We start from the raw sequence: 17,404 nt of genomic DNA on the forward strand, positions 1-17,404 counted from the left end.
AATCATCAGCGCTCGTATCTCACGACTCGACTGCGATTAAGCAGCAACTGTAGTTGATCACCATCCAGATAGAGGCCAAACCGCTTCTCCCACGGGCCATCCTGCGCAATGGCACGTCCCCGGCCTTGACCGAGGGATTTGAGTGTGGCGGTAATCGCTGCCGGGCCAATACCCATGGCCAATTGGTCGCCATCAATCACCAGTTCACTGCGGGTGTCTGCCAGCCGCCAGCATCCCTGAATGTGAGATAAGCTGTCATCAGCCGTCGCCGGGACAAAACGGCGTGGTGCATGACCAATTTCACCCTCAATCGCCATACCATTTTGTCGAAGACGCATCGGTAAATGGCTGGAAAGGGATATTGCCACTTCGGGCTGCCCACTGTGATACAGCGTTTCTGCGGCCCCCAGCCAACAGGCACTTTTCTCGTTGATCTCCAGCCAATCGCCGCCCTGTTCCGCCACGTAAAGACCGGGAGTCAGCGAATGGCCTTGCTGCGGCAACGGCTGATCCAGCAGCGCCGCCATAACACGCATCGCACTATCGTAGGTCGTGACATCCTCGCGGTTGGCAACCAGTGTGACACCAACTTGTCGCGCCGGGTCGAGCAGGAAATAACTTTTGTAACCCGCATGAGAACCACCGTGCCCGACCAGCAATGCATCGCCGACCCGGCTGTGGGTAATGCCCAGCCCATAACCGGTAATCCGGCCATCATTCATCCGGCGTGGTTGCGTCAAGCGGGATAATACGCCGTCGCCGGGACCCGAGTTCATCAGCAGCGATTGCAGCCAGACCGTCAAATCCTGCACGCTGCCAGCGACACAACCGGACGACGACAGATGCAAACCTGCGCTGGCAAGCTGCCAGCCCGTTGCGCCTTGCCAATACCCCGGCATCAGGCCAGGGACAATATCAAACCAGGTTTCCGGCGCATGAAGTTGAATACCCAAGGGTTCACACACTTGCTGGCGTAATAGATCAGAGAAGTAAATACCTTTGGCTTTTAGCGCTTCCTCTACCAATCGATAACCCGTGTTGGAGTAGGAAATCTCGCTGCCCGCTGGGTAGTTGAGTGAGCCCCATTGTGTCAAAAAATCCAGTAGATCTGCCGCCGAGGTCGCGTTGTAAACAGAAAGTCCCAGCAATGACAAGGTTTCCCGCACATCCGGAAGACCGGAGGTCATATCCAGCGCCTGACCTACCGTGACGTTACCGTTATCACCACGCAGTTGTGGCAAATGCTGGTTCAAGGTGTCGGTGAGGGAAATAGCATGGCTGGCGGGGCCGGTGACCATGGCGGCGAACAGATGCTTGGTCACAGATGCGAAACGCACCACACTGTGGGGGGTAAACGGCGTCTGCTGCGCCAAATCCGCCAGGCCGCCACAACATACGGACTGAATCTGTTTGCCATCAAACAGAGCGATGGCACCGCCTGGCTGTGCGCCTTGATTCCAGGCGTGGGTCAGCGACTGGGCCACATCGATGGCGCGCTGCCAATGCAGTGTCATACTGGCTCCTCCAGTGTCATACTTAAATCATACAGCTCAGCCGTGTGAGGATGCCGAATACGTCGCGCACGTAAGTCATCGGCACTGAGCTGTTCCACCATTTCGCCGTTCTGCATCACCCCGATACGCTGGCAAAGATGCGAGACTACCGCCAGATTATGACTGACCATAATGTAGGTCAGTTTTCGCTCCGCTCGCAGGTCGGTAAGCAGATTGAGAATTTCCGCCTGCACCGACACATCCAGCGCGGACGTCGGCTCATCCAGCAGTAATACTTCAGGTTCGGCGATTAACGCCCGGGCAATGGCGACACGTTGGCGTTGCCCACCGGACAGCTGATGTGGGAAACGAAAACGTACCGCAGACGGTAACCCTACTTCGTCCAGTGCCTGCGTAATGCGTTGTTCAGCACGATCAACACGATGTATCAACAACGGTTCATGCAAAATACGGTCAATCGTCTGGCGTGGATGCAGAGAACCATACGGGTCCTGAAATACCATCTGCACCTGACGAAAGAACGTCCGGCCGCGATGCGCGGATAACGCCATGCCACCAAAGGTAATGGTGCCGCTCCAGTGGTTATTCAGCCCCGACAACGCCCGCAAAATAGTGGATTTACCGGACCCACTTTCACCAACGATGCCAAAGCTGGCCCCGCTCGCCACCTCAAATGAGACGCCTTTTACCACCGCTATAGACCCAAATGAGATGCGCAAATTCTCTAACTTAATCATGCGTCCCTCCAGGCAATATCACGTTTCATCACCGGCAACCGTTCCCGTGGATGCAAGAGCGAGGGCAAGCACTCCAGCAATCCGCGCGTATACGGATGTTGTGCCTGTTGCAGTTGATTGGCGGCCAACATTTCCACGATCCGCCCGGCATACATCACTGCCACCCGATCACAAAAATGCGACACCAATGGCAGATCGTGACTGATCAGGATCAGCCCCATCCCTCGCTGCGACACCAGATCGTCGATCAGCCGCAGGATCTCCGCCTGCACCGTGGCATCCAACGCACTGGTAGGTTCGTCGGCAATCAACAGCTCCGGGTCAGGCGCCAACATCATGGCGATCATCACCCGTTGGCCCATCCCACCGGATACTTCATGCGGGTAACTGCTGGCCACTCGCTCCGGATCACGGATACGCACTTGCGCCAGCAGATCCACCGCCGCGTCCATCGCTGCACGCTTGCTGCCGCCTTTGTGTTGCCGCCACGACTCTGCCACCTGCTGGCCAATAGTCATCACCGGATTCAGCGAATATTTCGGGTCCTGCAAAATAAAACCCACACGCCTGCCACGAATCTGGCACAGCGTTTTTTCACTGGCGCCACGCAGATCGATGCCATCAAAGCTGAGCTTATCGGCCTGTATCCCCGCATTACCCGGCAGCAATTGCATCAGACTACGGGCCGTCAACGATTTACCGGAGCCACTTTCTCCAACGATGGCAAACTTTTCTTTGCCGACATTCAGCGATACGCCGCGTACCGCTTCAAAGGTTTCTGCCCGATGGGTAAAGGCGATACGCAGATTTTCAATTTCCACCAGCATTTAGCGCTCCTTGGGATCCAGCACATCGCGCAGACCGTCGCCCAGAAAATTAAACGCCAGCGAGGTCAGAAAAATAGCGATACAAGGCATCAGCGGCACCCACCATTCGGTGAACAGAAAACGACGGGCGGTAGCAATCATCGTGCCCCACTCCGGCGAGGGCGGCTGCGCCCCCATGCCGAGAAAACCAAGACTGGCGGCGGTGATAATAATGGAACTCATATCCAGCGTGATGCGCACAATCAGGCTCGGCAAACACAACGGCATGATATGGCGCAGAATAATGCGCATCGGTGTTGCCCCAGTCAGGCGGTTGGCAGCGATAAAATCGCTGTAGCGGTACTGCATCGTTTCGGCGCGCGCCAGTCGGGCATAGGGTGGCCAGGCCGTGAGCGCTATCGCCAGAATCGCACTTTCCACACCGGGTTTAAGCGCCGCGACAAATGCCAGCGCCAGCACCAGCCGGGGAAATGACAAAAAGATATCCGTCAAACGCATCAGAATCTTATCCAGCCAACCCCCGATGTAACCAGCGATACACCCCACCAGCAATCCAATAGGCGCGGTGATGGTCACAACGGCGATCACCATCCCCAGAGTGGTGCGACCACCATACAAAATACGGCTGTACACATCGCGTCCCAGTTCGTCCGTACCCAACCAATGTTGGACAGAAGGCGCCGCTAACCTGTTGGACAGGTCCTGAAAGCCGGGGGAATACGGTGTCAGTAACGGCGCAGCCAGCGACAGCAACAACACCGACACGATAATCATCAAACCTACCATCGCCAATGGGTTGGTGCGCAATCCCAGCCATAGCCGATAGCGTTGTCCCCACACCGCCTGACGGCGTGTGGTTGGCGTTTCGTCGAGCAACCAGGCTCGTGAGACAAAAGAAGTCATGTTACGCGGGGATCCAAAAGTCGATAGAGAATATCAGCCAGCAAATTGAGCAGTACGTAGACTGCTCCCACCAACAGCGTGGCACCGACTACCGGATTCATGTCAGCATTCAACAGTGCGGTCGTAAGATACTGGCCCAGACCCGGCCAGGAAAAGACGTTCTCGGTCACCACCGCACCTTCCAGCAGACTGGCATAGGTCAACGCCAGCACCGTCACCAATTGCACCGCCACGGTGGGAAACGCGTGTCGCCAAATCACCCGGCGCGACGACAGCCCTTTTGCGCGCGCCGTAGTGATGAACTCACCGCTGAGCGCATTCAACATAAAAGTACGTGTCATACGCGTGATGTACGCCATGCTGAAGTACGCCAGAATCAATACCGGTTGCACCATATGTGCCAGCGCATCTTTAAAGGCGTCGATATCCCCGGCCAGCAGGGAATCCACGGTCAGCAACCCGGTGACCTGCGGCACCATATCTTGAAAAATAATGTCCTGACGACCCGGTCCCGGCGCAATACCCAGTACGGCATAGAAGATAAGCAGACTGAGCAGCGCCAGTATGAAGACAGGTAATGAATGTCCGGCCAGACAGATGACCCGGATAGTCTGATCCAGCCAACTGCCCTGCCGTACTGCTGCCCATACGCCCAGCGGAATGCCCACCAGGGCCGCGATGATAATGGCGGCGGTCGCCAGCTCAAGCGTGGCGGGAAAGTAACGGAAAATGTCATCCGTAACAGAGTTGGACGTAAGAATGGAACGCCCCAGATCGCCGTGCAATAGTTGGTTGATATAGTGGCCGTATTGCATCCAGATTGGTTGATCCAGCCCCAGCTCCTGACGCGCCCGCTCTACCACGGGTTGCGGGGCGCTATCTCCCAGCATTGCCAGTACCGGATCGGTCGGCATCACCCGACCAATACAGAACGTCAGGATGGAAAGCCCCAACAACGTCAGGGCCAGACTGCCGAGCGTACTGAAAAAACGCATCAGTATCCGCATCAGGCTTTCTTCACCAATTGATAAGGGCTTTTACGTAATACAGACATCTGTATACCACTGACGTTTTTACCGCTGGCGATATTCATCTGTTCTTGCATCATCATCACGAACGGGCTGTGCTCACGGTGTTCACGCTGGATGGTTTCATACAGGGCAATACGCTTGGCCGGATCGGTTTCGTGCAATGCCTGTTCCGTCATCTCATTGAATTTTGCATCAGACCAGCCACAACGCCATGCCAACGTACGATTGCGGGCACCATCGCTGTTATCCGTGTTGACACAAAATGCTTCGGTATTGGAATTAGGATCGAAGTAATCCGCTCCCCATACGGTCATCGCCAACTGATGCTGACGGGCGCGCATTTTGGTGAGCACCTGACGGTTTTCCGCCGCAATCAGTTTCACTTTGATGCCAATCGCACCCAGTTGAGTCTGCACCGCCTGCGCAATATCCGGATACGGCTGTGGCGAGTAGTGATCCAGCGTGATTTCAAAACCATCCGGATAACCTGCTTCCGCCAGCAATGCTTTGGCTTTGGTCACATCCAGATGGAATGGCGTATCAGCCAGTGCCGACGGAAAACCGCGTGGCAGGAAGCTTTGATGTACTTTGTGCGTCATCGGCACAATGTTCTGCTGGATACTGTCATAATCCAGCGCCCATTTGATCGCCTGCCACACCTGCGGTTTTTTCAGCAATTCGTTAGTGGTATTGCAGGAAAGAAACATCACGCTGGATACAAGTTGCTGCACCAAATGGTAATGGCTGTCATTGAGGAGCGGGCGGATCTGCTCAGTAGTCAGATTACGGGCGATATCCACATCCCCTTTCTGCAACATCAACAACTGTGCCGAAGGGTCGACGATGTGTTTCATGATGATGCGTGTGATTGGGTTCTTGGACGGGAAATGCGGGTTTTTCTTCAGAATCACGCTCTCGCTGGCTTTCCAGCTCACCAGTTCAAAGGGACCGGAACCGGCGCTATTAAGCTTCAGCCACTGGTTACCCAAATCGTTGCCCTGCTGGTTAGCCAGCGCGGCCTTTTTCTGCACAATACTGCCAACTGGCGCGGACAGGCAGTACAGCAGGAAGGATTCTGACGCCGGTTGATCCAGATTAATCACCAGCGTATGTGTGTCAGGAGCCGTAACATGCTGCTCAACGTTGTCTTTGGTGAAACCGAACTGATTGATGATAAATGCCGGGCTTTTATCCAGTTTTACTGCACGTTGCAGTGAAAAGGCCGCATCTTCCGCTGTCACCGGGCTACCATCGAAGAACGTCGCTTTGGGATCAATATGAAAGGTAAACGTCTTGCTGTCGTTACTGACTTCCCAATCGGTGGCCAGCTCACCTTGCACCTCCTGCGGATTGCTCGGATTTGGCATCACCAATCGCTGATAGAGATTGCCGCTGATTTCAGAACCCGTCGCTTCAAAGCCCTCTTGTGGGTCGAGGCTGGTCATATTATCAAGCTGCATCGCCATCACCAGAATAGAAGGTGGTGTGGCGGCAAAAGCGGAATTGAGGCTAAGGTAAGAGAGAAAAGGCACAGCGGTACATCCGGCAAGAAAACGTCTTCTGGTAACCATAAATCCCCCAAGTGATTGATATATAAATAAAACTAATATATTTAGTATCAAGCTTCGTCTTGACAGCGGCAAACGGCACTGGCTTAAATGAGCACAGCAAAGAGTGATTTTTTCTTTGCCAGGATTGCCCCATGATGGTGCAAAACAGGCTTCATCAGAGCAAAGAGCGTTTTATTTCAAACAAGTACCGGGACTTTCGCCCATGACCGACAAGCTGATTTGTAATACCGAGCGCATCCCCGTTTTTGACGGTCACAACGACGTGCTGTCACAGTTGTGGCGTCAACACCGAGAGCACCCGGTTGAAGCCTTCATCACCGGTCCGGCACAGGGTCAGATCGACCTGCCTCGTATCCGGCAAGGCGGACTGGCTGGCGGATTGTTTGCCACCTATATCCCCTCCCCACAACCGAAAGCAATAACCGTACCAGACGGTGATCCTCTGTTTACCCCGCATGCCACACCGTCAATGCAAGACGCACGTGATATCGCTTTTTTCATGCTCTCCACACTGTTGCGTATTGAGGCCGACTCCGCCGGTCGAGCAAAAATTTGCCGCAGCGTGGCAGACATCCGCCGCTGTATGGCGGAAGGCGTACTGGCGATGGTGATGCATATTGAAGGTGCGGAGATGCTGGATGCGGACCTGAATCTTCTGGATATTCTTTACGCCGCCGGATTACGTAGCCTGGGGCCGCTGTGGAGTCGCCCGAATATTTTCGGTTCCGGCGTCCCGTTTCGCTTTCCATCTTCGCCAGATACCGGAGATGGACTGACCAAAGCGGGTATCCGGCTGGTACGTGCCTGTAATGCCAAACGCATCATGGTGGATGTCTCGCATATGGATGAGAAAGGTTTCTGGCAGACCACCGACATTTCCGACGCTCCGTTGGTCGCCAGCCACTCCAATGCCCATGCGTTGTGCGCGCAATCCCGCAATCTGACTGACCGTCAACTCGCCGCGATCCGTGATAGTCAGGGATTTGTCGGGGTAAATTTTGGCACCGCGTTCCTGCGCGAAGATGGCAGAAAAGACCCGAACGCCACCGTGCAGGAAATTGTTCGCCATGTGGAATATCTACTGGAGAAAGTCGGTGAAAATAGCGTGGGATTTGGCTCCGATTTCGATGGCACCACTACGCCACCAGACCTGAAAGATATCGCCAGTCTCCCCATTTTGGTGCAAGCGCTGGCCGCACAGGGTTATGAACGCTCGTTGCTGGAAAAGATCTGTTACGGTAATTGGCTGCGTGTACTCGATGCTACCTGGGGTGAGTAGCATTCCGTCGAAATAATAAGCAAAAAAAGCAGGAATGGCGTAAATATTGCATAAACCTATGGCATGGATAGCTTGGAATGTGAACGCGATCGGTTCATTTGGAGTATCTGTTCATTTGGAATAAATAATAGCTATTCGGGGCAAGATAAATGCGGTTACGTCATATCGAGGTATTTCAGGCAATTGTGCAAGCCGGCACCATCAGTGGTGCTGCACGGTTACTTAACGTCTCCCAGCCTAATGTCAGTCGGGTACTGAGCCACGCCGAACAACAACTCGGTTTTGCTCTGTTTGAACGCCGGGCCCAAGGATTGATTGCCACGGTAGAAGGACAGCGTTTGATCCCCGAAGTCCAGGCGCTCTACAATCATTTGCAGGCCATCAATTCCCTGACCGAACAGATTCGCAAAGGTAAGGGACAAACGGTACGACTGGGTGCCGCCCATGCTTTCGGGCAGATGATCGTCGCTCCGGCGATGGTGGAATATCACCAACAAGCGTTACTGGTAAATGTCGAGTTGGTTACCGAGCATTTCAGTACGCTATGTCAAAATATTCTGCAACATCAGCTTGATTTCGCACTGGTATTTGGTCAACAGGTGCCTTCAGACTTACTGGCGGAACCGTTGTTCCAGTCCACAATGATGGCATTGTTACCCAAAGACAGCCCACAACAAGGCCCGGTAACGCTGGAATGGTTATGTGATAACAACCTGTTGATGATGCAGCAGCAGGATCCCCTTGGTCAGGTGGTTCACCGCGCCCTGCGTGATAAGGGGCTGAAACCGGCCGCGTCGCTGTTTATCAAAACCTATTCGGTGATTGCCGACATGGTGTTGGCAGGCGGTGGTACCGGCATCGTCGATCTCTTTACCGCACGTCGCTATGCCGACCAGTTGAAAATTGTGCCTATCGCCCAGCCATTGCCGTTTGAAGTCATGCTGATCAGTCGCCGGGATACGCCACAGTCACGCGCAGCGTTACAACTCAAACATGTGCTGAAAAACAAATGCTGGGAACTGGCCAGCCAATGCAGTTCCATACTCAACGCCGCGTGATATAGCGCTCATATATCCACCATTTTTCACGTTGCCGACTGCGTTGGCTACGCTCAGTTATTCAGCCCTGCCCCTTTGGGGGCTGCTGCAAACCGCGTTCAAAGCTGCTCCCGAAGATTTGTTACCCGAATCACTCACTTATGTAAGCTCATCGTCATTCATTCGCTTGTCGCCCTCTGCACCTGGAAATCTATTGGATATAGCCACTTGCTCGGGCAATCATCCTCACCGATGGCAAAATTCCCGTTACTGCCGCCGGTCACAACGCTATACTCACATCATCACTTCTTTAAGGTATGCACCGATGATTCGTAGCATGACTGCTTACGCCCGGCGAGAAATCAAGGGTGACTGGGGCAGTGCAGCCTGGGAGCTGCGCTCCGTAAACCAACGTTATCTGGAAACCTATATTCGTTTACCGGAACAGTTTCGCGGCCTGGAACCGATAATCCGCGAACGCATCCGTAACCGCCTGACTCGCGGCAAAATTGAATGCAACCTGCGTTTTGAACTCGACCCACGCGCACAAGGCTCGTTGATCCTTAATGAAAAATTGGCCAAACAACTGGTGGAAGCCGCCAATTGGGTCAAAATGCAAAGCGATGAAGGTGAGGTCAACCCATTGGAAGTTCTACGCTGGCCCGGCGTAATGGTCGCCCAGGAACAAGATCTGGACGCCATCAGCGTTGAACTATTGCAAACGCTGGAAAGTACCATGGATGATTTTATCGCCGCCCGAGAAAGCGAAGGTAATGCGCTGAAAGCATTGATCGAACAACGTTTGGCGGGTGTCAGCGAAGAAGTTGCCAAAGTACGCGCACATATGCCGAATATTCTGCAATGGCAACGTGAGCGGCTGGTGAGCAAGCTGGAAGACGCGAATGTACAGTTGGAAAACAACCGTCTGGAACAGGAACTGGTATTGTTGGCCCAACGCGCCGACGTTGCCGAAGAGCTGGACCGACTGGAAGCGCACGTTAAGGAAACCTACAAAATCCTCGATAAACAGGAAGCCGTCGGTCGCCGTCTGGATTTCATGATGCAGGAATTCAACCGCGAATCCAACACGCTGGCGTCTAAATCCATCAACGCCGACGTAACGACCTCCGCCATCGAACTGAAAGTGCTGATTGAGCAAATGCGGGAACAAATTCAAAACATCGAATAGTTTTTTACCCGTCCAAGAATGTCTTAAAAGCCCTGTTATTTGCTTGTAAATACAGGGCTTTTTTATTTCCCTCGTCCAAATCGGTTTGCAGATGTCCGTTACCAACTACCTGTTTAGTGGTGAGCAGAATGGTGGGCAGCCCCCTCATTTTGGCTCAATAAGCGTTTTGCGGTGAGCAAATTGGTGGGCAGTAAGTTACCCAATTTTCGCATTTAACTCGCCACCACAACAGGTTAGCTGCTGATTCAATAAGCAAATCGGTGGTGGGCAGCCATTATTGCCCCCTCCATTATTTCAGCAACTATGGAGTAAACATGGGAAAACTCACAGCAAAACAGGTTATTGCATATAGCAAAGCCGAACCCAAAAAATATTCAGATGGTGAAGGGCTATACTTTTGCGTCCGTAAACAGGGCTCACCTTATTGGATGATCCGCTACACCACAGCCAAAGGAAGACGAGAAGCAACCTTGGGACAATTTCCTTTAATGTCGTTGGCAGACGCTAGAATTGCCGCCGCTTATTTTCGAAAAGAAGTACGCGACGGCATAGATCCTCTTCTGGAAAAACAGAAAATCGAGTTACCTGACATTGAAACCGTGGATCAACTGTTCCATGACTGGTATCGAACAGACCTGAGTCGACGACTCAAGCACCCCAAGATTCCGTATCGGGTTTACACCAAAGAGATAAGCCCAGTCATTGGCATTAAGTGTATTACTGAGGTGACCGCACGCGACGTGCGCGAAGTATTAGAGCGCATCCGAGAAAGTAACCGCCCTACCATTGCCAACGACACCTTGATGTACATGAAGCAGCTGTTTCGACATGCGATTAAGCTCGATTTAACGCTGAACAACCCAGCCGCAGCCTTCACTGTGGACGATGCCGGTGGCGTGCTGATGAGCTCTGACAATGCTGCCCTCAATAAATTCCCATTCAAAATCAGGTGATTGCTTCAATGCCGTGAATAATTGAAGAAGAACACCTTTTTTCGACCAAAGATTAAAACGACGGTAAATCGTGTTCCAGTCGCCAAAAGCGCAGGGGATATCGCGCCACGGACAACCGACACGCATTCTGTACAAAATACCTTCAAGTGTCATACGGTGTTCCGATTTGTTATAGACACGTCCGGTTTCAAGCAGGAGTCTGGATAGCTTTAACCCGTATTCATCTGTTAGCATTATTCGAGGCATGGTGATTTGGTGTGGATTGTTTTTTGGCGAAAGTGATTATATCAATTCGCCATGCCGCTCAATAATTCGCTTCGAAAGATCAACAGGCCCTAGCGAGCCAAAAACAAAACGCACTGCTGTCGTATTCCCTAGACAAAGGAAGATGTTAAATATCTTGGGCGAAAACTTAACATTGGCGATGAATAGACGCGGCATTACTCAAGAAATGATGCATAGCAGGACAGGGATCTCTAAGCCAACGCTACGCAAAATATCAAAAGGCGATCCTTCCGTTTCACTTGGTCACTACGTTAATGTTTTGGCAGTCCTCGGCTTGTTAGACGACCTAACCAAGGTCGCCCGTGATGACGAGCTGGGAAGAAAGCTGCAAGACATCCAATTGCTAAATAAAAAATAAGTGCGTCATATTCGTATAGCAGTAGCTCATATCAAATTAGCAAAACGTACCCAACAAGCTGGTAGCAGCAAAGAAGAAAGAGAGCTATTGAGGGGCTGTTTTATACTCGATCAGAACGTCATTACACTTTTATGCGCGTAAAAATGTAAAATTACGCACTTTTATGCGCGTAAAAGTGTAAGTTGAGTTATAGTATAGGCCGTTAACAATCTTAATTGGCGGGAAATGACAATGCAGCGTAACTTACTCAACGCCTTAATAGCATGGAAAAAACAACCTGTGCGCAAGCCATTATTGATCGATGGCGCAAGGCAAACAGGTAAAACCTATCTGCTGCAAGAGTTGTTTGGTAACATCTTTGCCAACATCCTTCGTATCGACTTTCTTGAAAATCCCGCCCACAAAGAAGCGTTCGATGGCTCACTGTCACCTGACGAGCTAATAATGAACATTGAGCTTTTGACCAATCAGGCGTTCAACCCAGAAACCGATCTGCTGATATTAGATGAAATTGGCGAATGTGAACGTGCCGTTACTTCGCTTAAGTATTTTGCCGAAAAAGCACCGTCCTATTTTGTCGCAGCCAGCGGCTCAAACATTGGTTTGCTCAACACCTTCCCTGTAGGCAAGGTAGAACAATACAATTTACGACCACTGACCTTCCAAGAATTTATTTATGCATCAAACGAGCAAGCGCTGATCAAAGCGTTTGATAGTCAAGCAAGCACACCGGCAGTGCACACTAAATTGATGGATAAACTAACAGACTACTTTTTTACCGGTGGTATGCCAGAAGCTGTTTCTGCTTGGTATCGGTTTAAAGATTCAAGCATTTTAGAGCGGGTTGAAAAAGTCACAAAAATTCATGCCGATTTAGTTGAAGGTTATCGCCGCGATTTTGGTAAGTACGCGGGCAAGGTCGATGCCACACTGATTGAATCTGTGTTTAATAGCATTCCAGCGCAGCTATCACTTGTCAGCAATGAGTCCGTTAAACGCTTTAAATTTAAACATGTGCATGAGCGTAAATCTCGTTATAGCGATTTTGAAACCGCGATCCATTGGCTTAACTGCTGCCGTTTAGCCTTGCCAAACTACCCTATTGAAGGGATGCCAAAATCACCTCTGGCGGCCTATAAAAAAGAAAATATGGTTAAACTGTTTCTATTTGATGTGGGGCTGCTCAATCATATGCTAGGCAGCAGTTATAAAGAGATTAAGCAACAAAACTACGAATACAAAGGCTATATGGCTGAAAACTTTGTGCAACAAGAGCTCACTGCTATTGGCGTTGACCCAAGCTATTCATGGAATGACGCCCGCGCCGAAATCGAATTTATTTTGGCAACCGATGAAGGCGATATCATCCCTGTTGAAGTCAAAAGCGGCAAACGTACAAGAGCAAAATCGCTGGCATCCTACGTTGAAAAATGTGCTCCAAGTAAAACCTTTAAGTTAACTGGCACACAAGGCTCATCAGCGTTAGAACAAACCAATATCGTGATGCCTTTGTATTTCACACAGTATTTACCAAATAGATGGTAAAAGCGCGTTGCTTAGAATCCCAGAGGCCTACACAAAGTTACTTTGTAGGTAATAATCTATAGACCTTAAGGTGGGCATACAAGCTTTCAGGTAATCCATGCTGAGCGAATTTTCTAACACTCTATGATCGTTCTATAACCCCAATCATTTAAAGCAAATCACTCAAGCGATTTAACAGCGCTTTACGGCTATTATTCGCCACAACAAAGCGTTTAAAGCGTTGCTCAAACGCCGCTTCATCCGCTTTGAACTGATAGGCTTCGTTCAGATGATGCAAATAGCGTGATGCCGTATCATAGCCACTAGCGCAGGTGCGATTCGCTTGCTCTTGTGCTTGCTGCCAGCAACGCTCACGCTGATTGTAGATATCCGTCAACGCTTTTTCTTTTTCCGCTTTTTCGATGGCTAATTTTTTTGCGAGTGCCTCAGCTTGCTCTTGCTGTAATTGGCTTTGCGCTTGTTCAATGTAAGGGGTAATCAGATCGGGCGTTAACCAATACTGATAGGCTTCGTCCTTGTTAGCTGGTTCTTTTCGCGTCAGCGCTAAGGCTTGGTGTCGGGTTAACTGGCCTTGTTCAAAAAGCGTGCGTAATAGCGTGTCTTTCTGTGCTTCCGTGAGTTTGTTGAGCCACACATCAAACTGAAAATGGGCTTGTTTGGCTTGGTGACTTGGTTGTTCGTTCAGCACCATGGCGAGTGCCTTAACCAATGCTAAGGGAATATCATACAGCGCCGCAAAGGCCTGCACCTCTTCACTGAGGTGCTCAAAATCGAATAGAATTAACGGGACTCCCTCAAGTTCGTCATTAAAATCGCACTCTTTGAGCCACATAAAGTACACAAGACGCCAATTACCTTGCATTATCTCGCTGCGTAAACCAGCTAAATGCTGGAAAAAGTCGTCAGCATGTTCATCGTCAAAATATTCGTCATACTCTTCGATGGAAAAAATCAGCAGTTGCCACTCATCGCTTTGATGTACATGAAGCCCATCGCTTGAAAAACCAAGTAACGCATCAGGGATCGTTCCAGTTGGTAGCTTGATGTAAGCATCGATTGAGCCCCAATCAGCATAGTAAAAACCGATATCGAAGTATTTTAACATCAGCTCAGAAGGCTCCGCCTTTAAGTCTCTGTAGGTGTAATACACCTGAAAGGACGTAGCGCTGATCTCGGCACGGCTTGAGATGGCTCTGAGTGCTTGGCGTTCTTTAGCATCTAAATACCCATCCAGACGCTCGAATTTATAGTATTGATATTCGCTCACGATGACCTTGCTATGTATTTATTGTGAATTGAAAAGTTTGTTTTAACAAAGGCTGTACCTTAACCACTCTGGCGACGGGTTCAGCGTTTATATAACGTCTTGGGTCCATGGTCACAAATCCCCAAAACTGTAAAAATCGCTCAATAAACCTGGATTCGATGAGCATGCTTAAGTTTCTTTCCGGTGAGAAGTAATCATCTGCTGGGAATGCCAGCAATAAATCGGGGAAAGCCGTCATCACCTCTTTAACAAGCTGCTCAAAACTTCTGTGGCATTGAATTCGCCACAGCATAAACACCCAAAACGGTCGCAATTCGACATCGTATTCAAAGCCGTCCAAATATCCCCAGTTATATTTGCTGATGGCGGCTTCTAACATAGGTTTGAAAAATGCTTGTATACCTTCAGCCTGATACTGTTTTTGCGCTGATTTTTTCACATGGTAGCGGCCGCTACGTCGATAAATAATGCCGTTAATTTCGGCTAGCACTCTGGTGTAGTGCAAGGCATTGAATTGGTCTTCGTTACTGCCCGCAAACTCGCTGATACTTATGTCACGTTCGAATTGAGCAACGGCAAACTCAGGCAATAACTCACTGGCCTGTTTAACCAACTTAGCCGGTAAGTTGCCTTTACTCGTGGCTTTGAATGAGCCTTCTTGTGCCATGGCCTCATCAAGAATTAGCGCTAGATAAAGCATCACCGGGCTGGCAGAAAGTTCGTCTGGTGTGCTGATTGTCACCCACTGTAATTCATCAAAAGGCGCATAAAGCCAATTGGCCATTTGCGTTGGTGTCACGCCACAAAAATCGGGATGAGGTTGATTATTGCGGTCCTGCACTTTGTGTTGTAAAACTGCGTCGAGTTCATCAAGGCTCAAATTTGGGTTCATTGCCAGCATGGCTTCAACATCATCGAGGACTTGGGCATGTTGCTTGGAAACGCTGCTCATACAACAACGTTTAAATTTTTTACCACTGCCACAATAGCAAGGATCGTTTCGGCCGAGCTTCATTGTTGTCCCTTCTTATTGTTGTAGAAAAAGCGCGGCATTTTCCTGCTTGCGCTGTTCCAGTGTCTTAGCAATTACTGATACTGTCGTTTTACTGATCCCTTGTTGCTGGGCAAGATAAGTAAATTGTCTGAGTGCTTCTGCGACTTCTTCAATGACTTGCCTTGCATCATTCCAACTCCCATAGCCTGCACTTGCTGCAAGTTTTTGCATCACCTTAAGCGGCGGAGCTTTACCATAACCGCCAAAGGCAGTGGCGTGTTCGTTAAATGGATGCGGACTATAAGTGACATCGTAAAAGGGAGCAGGCTGCCACTGGCCGTCATCCGCTTGCAAAAAAGCCCAATTTTTACTGTGATCGTCTTGGTTAGACGACAGCAGGTTAAAAATGGCACGGCGAAATTGCAATTGTCCAACAGCTGGAGATTTACACAGCTGACGACTGGCTTTCATCAAATCAAAATAATCTAAACTTGGCACTCGGAAGTCTGCATCCATCAGCCCGCAGGCGCTGTGCATATGCAAGCGACCTGAACTGCGCGTACTGACTAAATCAGTATGTTCAGCGACATAATCAAAACGCTTGAGCGCCAACCATGCAAACGCACCGCTTGTATGCGGCGCTTCAATGAGTTGCCAAATTGGCGGTTGGCACTTAGCTTGCCCGGCCATTTGCAAATAGACCGCCTCACACAATCCTTCTTCATGCCCGAGCGCTAGATTTTTCGAGGTAAACTTAATCAGCCACGCTTCATCACCTGGCGGTGCAAAAGTTCGGCATTGCTTAGTTTCTCCGGCAGGCATATAAATCTGCGCCTTTGGTCTGGCCCCACCCGAACTACCACCCGCGACTAATGCGGCCAATACCTGTTGAGTATGTCCATCCAAATCATCGTTGTTGTTATCCATATAATCTGACATTGATGAATCGAACAGCGCTTGCGCTTCTATGCCCAACGTTGCTAAATCAATGTCAGCGTGCGTCGAGGCTGAAAGCTCAGACACCGGAGAAAAAGAAAGCGCTCCCATGCCTTTATCACCGACAAAAGCCAGCCGGTCCATCGCTGTTAATTGATTAGGCAGAATGCCCTTTTGCCGGAAAATACGATCTTGTAACAGCATACCCCAACCATCAGGTAAACAATCCCCAAATACGCCATGCACACCTTGGTGCGGCTCTTTAGGTGCTGCTTGAACTTGCGTATTCGCTTGCAAAGTAAAAGGCGATAAATTGCCAAACTTCTGTAAATAGCTGTCTGCATACTGAAAAAAAACGCCTTGCCGATTCTGCGCCAAGACCCCTACAGCAACCTGCTCACCTGAGCTTAACGTGCGGGTTACGGTGAGTTTTTGGATCGGTTTAAAACTCATCTTTTAGCACCTCATCGATACTAGTGGGCATAGTGACGCGCTCTTTGTTCGGTTGTGTGAGCTGATAAAGCCTATCCAATGAGTCGAGGGACTGCCAAAGCAACAGCAATTGGCGAAATGAAATTTGCCCAGTCAGTTCAAACTTCTTAATGGTGGCCGCAGGTACGCAGCTTCGCTCTGCCAGTGCAGCGCGTGACAGCTTTGCTTGTTGGCGTAACTCACGCAAATAAGCAGCATAAGCTTGGCTCACATCGGTATCATCAAGTAAGGTAAAATTCATCCGCAACAACTCATAGATACAGTTATGTCCATTATATCGGTAAAAAACCATAAATGGCTACTATTGTAGCCATAAATAAAAAAGGTATTGAAAATTTACTCGATAAAGCCTTTCAAAACTGCTATTTTCTACCTCTAACAGCAGCGTGAAAACGGCACTGTTTTTCCGTACTCATAACTAAGAAGCGCCACTAAGATTTAGTAAAAGCCATAGGCAAGTGGTGGGCAGTTTGGTGGGCAAACAGG

At 50.1% G+C, this 17,404-nt stretch carries 16 protein-coding genes and 1 pseudogene; 6 read left to right on the forward strand and 11 right to left on the reverse strand.

All coding sequences use genetic code 11. The features are described from left to right. Positions 1-5 precede the first annotated feature (5 nt). From RS889_RS22105 to RS889_RS22130, 6 genes are read right to left on the reverse strand one after another with little or no spacing between them, the layout of a single operon-like run. Positions 6-1,514 carry a serine hydrolase domain-containing protein gene (locus RS889_RS22105; protein WP_315708712.1) on the reverse strand — a complete coding sequence of 503 codons (1,509 nt, stop codon included), beginning with the start codon at positions 1,512-1,514 and terminating at the stop codon, positions 6-8. Further along, complete coding sequence (locus RS889_RS22110) at positions 1,511-2,251, reverse strand: ABC transporter ATP-binding protein (protein WP_021014021.1); 741 nt, start codon at positions 2,249-2,251, stop codon at positions 1,511-1,513. Before RS889_RS22110 ends, RS889_RS22105 begins: the two co-directional genes overlap by 4 nt. Continuing rightward, positions 2,248-3,078: an ABC transporter ATP-binding protein gene (locus RS889_RS22115; RefSeq protein ID WP_315708713.1), complete on the reverse strand. Its 831-nt coding sequence runs from the start codon at positions 3,076-3,078 to the stop codon at positions 2,248-2,250. The genes RS889_RS22110 and RS889_RS22115 overlap by 4 nt, the downstream gene beginning before the upstream one ends. Next, on the reverse strand, positions 3,079-3,981 hold the full coding sequence (locus RS889_RS22120; protein ID WP_021014019.1) for an ABC transporter permease: 903 nt from the start codon (positions 3,979-3,981) through the stop codon (positions 3,079-3,081). It abuts the gene before it with no gap. Next, positions 3,978-4,988 carry an ABC transporter permease gene (locus RS889_RS22125; protein WP_315708714.1) on the reverse strand — a complete coding sequence of 337 codons (1,011 nt, stop codon included), beginning with the start codon at positions 4,986-4,988 and terminating at the stop codon, positions 3,978-3,980. The genes RS889_RS22120 and RS889_RS22125 overlap by 4 nt, the downstream gene beginning before the upstream one ends. Beyond that, positions 4,988-6,583 (reverse strand): ABC transporter substrate-binding protein, encoded by a 1,596-nt coding sequence (locus RS889_RS22130; protein WP_315708715.1) that lies wholly within the window; start codon positions 6,581-6,583, stop codon positions 4,988-4,990. Before RS889_RS22130 ends, RS889_RS22125 begins: the two co-directional genes overlap by 1 nt. A gap of 202 nt (positions 6,584-6,785) precedes the next feature. Here RS889_RS22130 and RS889_RS22135 point away from each other — a divergent pair, with 202 nt between their 5' ends. The 4 genes from RS889_RS22135 (at position 6,786) to RS889_RS22150 (ending at position 11,041) form a co-directional block, all read left to right on the forward strand. Continuing rightward, positions 6,786-7,862 carry a dipeptidase gene (locus RS889_RS22135; RefSeq protein ID WP_290181262.1) on the forward strand — a complete coding sequence of 359 codons (1,077 nt, stop codon included), beginning with the start codon at positions 6,786-6,788 and terminating at the stop codon, positions 7,860-7,862. A 149-nt stretch (positions 7,863-8,011) separates the two neighbouring features. Then, a complete protein-coding gene (locus tag RS889_RS22140; protein ID WP_021014015.1) occupies positions 8,012-8,920 on the forward strand; it encodes a LysR family transcriptional regulator in 909 nt (302 codons plus the stop codon). A gap of 304 nt (positions 8,921-9,224) precedes the next feature. Beyond that, positions 9,225-10,088: a YicC/YloC family endoribonuclease gene (locus RS889_RS22145; RefSeq protein WP_021014014.1), complete on the forward strand. Its 864-nt coding sequence runs from the start codon at positions 9,225-9,227 to the stop codon at positions 10,086-10,088. A 314-nt stretch (positions 10,089-10,402) separates the two neighbouring features. Continuing rightward, positions 10,403-11,041, forward strand: coding sequence for a tyrosine-type recombinase/integrase (locus RS889_RS22150; protein ID WP_315708716.1), 639 nt, complete (start codon positions 10,403-10,405; stop codon positions 11,039-11,041). Here RS889_RS22150 and RS889_RS22155 read toward each other — a convergent pair. Further along, positions 10,976-11,287, reverse strand: a pseudogene (locus RS889_RS22155) (transposase); the annotation flags it as partial. The gene RS889_RS22150 and the pseudogene RS889_RS22155 sit on opposite strands and share 66 nt — an antisense overlap. Before the next feature lie 142 nt (positions 11,288-11,429). On the opposite strand from RS889_RS22155, the gene RS889_RS22160 reads away from it, so the two are divergent. Both RS889_RS22160 and RS889_RS22165 read left to right on the forward strand, forming a co-directional pair. Continuing rightward, a complete protein-coding gene (locus tag RS889_RS22160; RefSeq protein ID WP_315708717.1) occupies positions 11,430-11,684 on the forward strand; it encodes a helix-turn-helix domain-containing protein in 255 nt (84 codons plus the stop codon). A 231-nt stretch (positions 11,685-11,915) separates the two neighbouring features. Continuing rightward, complete coding sequence (locus RS889_RS22165; protein WP_315708718.1) at positions 11,916-13,229, forward strand: ATP-binding protein; 1,314 nt, start codon at positions 11,916-11,918, stop codon at positions 13,227-13,229. A gap of 148 nt (positions 13,230-13,377) precedes the next feature. Here RS889_RS22165 and RS889_RS22170 read toward each other — a convergent pair whose 3' ends face one another. The 4 genes from RS889_RS22170 to RS889_RS22185 are packed head-to-tail and all read right to left on the reverse strand — an operon-like array spanning position 13,378 to position 17,159. Next, positions 13,378-14,496 (reverse strand): hypothetical protein, encoded by a 1,119-nt coding sequence (locus RS889_RS22170; protein ID WP_315708719.1) that lies wholly within the window; start codon positions 14,494-14,496, stop codon positions 13,378-13,380. Positions 14,497-14,506: 10 nt separating this feature from the next. Next, a complete protein-coding gene (locus RS889_RS22175) occupies positions 14,507-15,511 on the reverse strand; it encodes a YecA family protein (protein ID WP_315708720.1) in 1,005 nt (334 codons plus the stop codon). 12 nt (positions 15,512-15,523) lie between these two features. After that, positions 15,524-16,879, reverse strand: a complete 1,356-nt coding sequence (locus RS889_RS22180; protein ID WP_315708721.1) for a type II toxin-antitoxin system HipA family toxin — start codon at positions 16,877-16,879, stop codon at positions 15,524-15,526. Then, positions 16,869-17,159: a helix-turn-helix domain-containing protein gene (locus tag RS889_RS22185; protein WP_315708722.1), complete on the reverse strand. Its 291-nt coding sequence runs from the start codon at positions 17,157-17,159 to the stop codon at positions 16,869-16,871. The genes RS889_RS22180 and RS889_RS22185 overlap by 11 nt, the downstream gene beginning before the upstream one ends. Positions 17,160-17,404 lie beyond the last annotated feature (245 nt).

The sequence above is a fragment of the Brenneria uluponensis genome (assembly GCF_032395385.1).
Classification (GTDB): domain Bacteria; phylum Pseudomonadota; class Gammaproteobacteria; order Enterobacterales; family Enterobacteriaceae; genus Prodigiosinella; species Prodigiosinella aquatilis.

Bases quoted from the DNA above. Each gene is read 5' to 3' on its own strand.
- RS889_RS22105 (WP_315708712.1), bottom strand. From the start codon at position 1,514: ATGACACTGCATTGGCAGCGCGCCATCGATGTGGCCCAGTCGCTGACC.
- RS889_RS22110 (WP_021014021.1), bottom strand. From the start codon at position 2,251: ATGATTAAGTTAGAGAATTTGCGCATCTCATTTGGGTCTATAGCGGTG.
- RS889_RS22115 (WP_315708713.1), bottom strand. From the start codon at position 3,078: ATGCTGGTGGAAATTGAAAATCTGCGTATCGCCTTTACCCATCGGGCA.
- RS889_RS22120 (WP_021014019.1), bottom strand. From the start codon at position 3,981: ATGACTTCTTTTGTCTCACGAGCCTGGTTGCTCGACGAAACGCCAACC.
- RS889_RS22125 (WP_315708714.1), bottom strand. From the start codon at position 4,988: ATGCGGATACTGATGCGTTTTTTCAGTACGCTCGGCAGTCTGGCCCTG.
- RS889_RS22130 (WP_315708715.1), bottom strand. From the start codon at position 6,583: ATGGTTACCAGAAGACGTTTTCTTGCCGGATGTACCGCTGTGCCTTTT.
- RS889_RS22135 (WP_290181262.1), top strand. From the start codon at position 6,786: ATGACCGACAAGCTGATTTGTAATACCGAGCGCATCCCCGTTTTTGAC.
- RS889_RS22140 (WP_021014015.1), top strand. From the start codon at position 8,012: ATGCGGTTACGTCATATCGAGGTATTTCAGGCAATTGTGCAAGCCGGC.
- RS889_RS22145 (WP_021014014.1), top strand. From the start codon at position 9,225: ATGATTCGTAGCATGACTGCTTACGCCCGGCGAGAAATCAAGGGTGAC.
- RS889_RS22150 (WP_315708716.1), top strand. From the start codon at position 10,403: ATGGGAAAACTCACAGCAAAACAGGTTATTGCATATAGCAAAGCCGAA.
- RS889_RS22160 (WP_315708717.1), top strand. From the start codon at position 11,430: ATGTTAAATATCTTGGGCGAAAACTTAACATTGGCGATGAATAGACGC.
- RS889_RS22165 (WP_315708718.1), top strand. From the start codon at position 11,916: ATGCAGCGTAACTTACTCAACGCCTTAATAGCATGGAAAAAACAACCT.
- RS889_RS22175 (WP_315708720.1), bottom strand. From the start codon at position 15,511: ATGAAGCTCGGCCGAAACGATCCTTGCTATTGTGGCAGTGGTAAAAAA.
- RS889_RS22180 (WP_315708721.1), bottom strand. From the start codon at position 16,879: ATGAGTTTTAAACCGATCCAAAAACTCACCGTAACCCGCACGTTAAGC.
- RS889_RS22185 (WP_315708722.1), bottom strand. From the start codon at position 17,159: ATGAATTTTACCTTACTTGATGATACCGATGTGAGCCAAGCTTATGCT.